The following is a 1,232-nucleotide window of genomic DNA, read 5'->3' as shown; positions in this document are numbered from 1 at the left end:
GTATCCCTACCGGAAGGTGGGGATGGATCACCTCCTTTCTACGGAGTATCTTTATTGATACATGACGAACGAATTTTCTCTCTCAGGTCATGCTTTTACTCACTCTTTAGTTTTCAGGGAATATGTACTAAACCTCTGGTTGTGAAAGTGACCAGAGGTTTTTCTATATGATCTAATGGCCTATTGACCATTCTTCACATTTAACCGAGAGGATTCCTGTGAACTAGATATCTAAATTGAGATCATCTATACTATTTTGAAACGCTGGTTAGATCACTGCTAGGTACCGATTTAAATGAAATAAAATGGTCAGACTTGCGAGAGGACAAAACCCTCCCGTGGCTGACCTTTGACTCTCATCGAAGCAGTAGAAGCTAAGGGATTTCTTGTTCGCAAAGATATAAAAAAAGACAAGTCATCGCTTGTCTTTTTACCAATATGATTCTAGTTGGGACTAAAGTATCAAGATTCGCTATGGAAAGTATAAGAATCACCTACGTATAGTGTTACAAATTCAAAAGCATTTTCAATTATTAGACGAGCTACTTCGATTCCTTCTGGACTAGATAATGCTTCTTGTAAGGATTCAGCGCTTTCGAAGTACATATCTCCTTGCATGAAATAAGGTGTTTCTTCTTTAACCCCTAAAGTATCGTGAAAGGGGGATGGGGCTAAGCGAGTTACTTCGACTTTAATGACCCCTGGAATTTCTAATAAGCGTGGAACTAGTTCATTAACATAATATTGTTCAAAACCTTCATTTTGATTATGAACTCGATAAAGACCGACAATTTTAAACATAGCCTCTCCTCATTCTACAAAAAAATAAGTATGATGCTTATAATTATTCGACTTTAAATACTTAATTTCCTATCTCTCGTAAATTGTTTCATAATTTACTCATTTGAAAAATATTTTTGAGTGTCATAGGCTCTTTTCTACACATCTTATCTTTGTACAAGAGAATCTAATTGATCTATGCTAGATAAGAGATCTGAGTTTGGTAGTCCACTCGTTAATATAGATATGATGAGTGGACAAATGTTGAATTTGGGTGGATTTGGGAAGTTATTATTTTTCATTTCCCTCTTGATCATTTTCTTTATACATGATATATTATTACTTGTCGCCGCGAGATGCGACGAGATGAAGATTGCACCTTGAAAATGTGAATATGGAAGAACACGATATCTAGTCTAGATGTCATGTTGCATTCACCGGAAGAAGTTTTA

Annotated in this window: 1 protein-coding gene; it reads right to left on the bottom strand. The window is 35.8% G+C overall.

Going from position 1 to position 1,232, the window contains the following annotated elements; genetic code table 11:
- Nucleotides 1–462 precede the first annotated feature (462 nt).
- Nucleotides 463–801 (bottom strand): EthD family reductase, encoded by a 339-nt coding sequence (locus EDD58_RS14690; RefSeq protein WP_243648760.1) that lies wholly within the window; start codon nt 799–801, stop codon nt 463–465.
- Nucleotides 802–1,232: the final 431 nt, after the last annotated feature.

The sequence above is a fragment of the Hazenella coriacea genome (genome assembly GCF_004341825.1).
In the GTDB taxonomy this organism is placed as follows: Bacteria; Bacillota; Bacilli; order Thermoactinomycetales; family Thermoactinomycetaceae; genus Hazenella; species Hazenella coriacea.
Note: the sequence above shows the minus strand (reverse complement) of the source record. Positions and strands in the feature narration are given on the sequence as shown.